The organism is Arthrobacter sp. 01N444, from assembly GCF_056399305.1.
In genome coordinates, this window is the sequence record NZ_JBFTRB010000042.1 from 1 (window position 1) to 502 (window position 502).

Genomic DNA, 502 nt, shown 5'->3' on the forward strand with positions numbered 1-502 from the left:
TTCCGGTTCGGCACTCAGCGGAGGCATCGATGACACCGATTACTACGCGATCGACCTGCCCAAGGCAGGCCGGGTCGGCCTGAACTTCAAGTTCCCCGCCGGGCTCGGAACCGGACCCACCTACACCGTCAGCATTTACAACGCCAACGCCACCAACCTCTACAACTTCGACCTCGACGGCTCCGCCGCTGACGGTACCTGGCTCGCCAGCCAACAAATCAGCCTCTCTGCTGGCCGCGCCTACATCAAGATCTATGGCTACAGCGGCGGCTGGGCAAGCTGGGGCAAGACCTACACCCTCAACACGACACTGACCGCGGGGACCGTCGAACTCGAACCCAACAGCTCCACCTCGGCCGCGACGGTGGTGCCCCTGGGGACCACGGTTTCCGGTTCGGCACTCAGCGGAGGCATCGATGACACCGATTACTACGCGATCGACCTGCCCAAGGCAGGCCGGGTCGGCCTGAACTTCAAGTTCCCCGCCGGGCTCGGAACCGGA

General features: G+C 63.9%; 1 protein-coding gene. It reads left to right on the forward strand.

Annotated elements, in window-relative coordinates; all coding sequences use genetic code 11:
- Positions 1 to 502 (forward strand): hypothetical protein (locus AC1DKN_RS21010; RefSeq protein ID WP_476872408.1); only part of this gene is annotated, 502 nt, incomplete at both ends.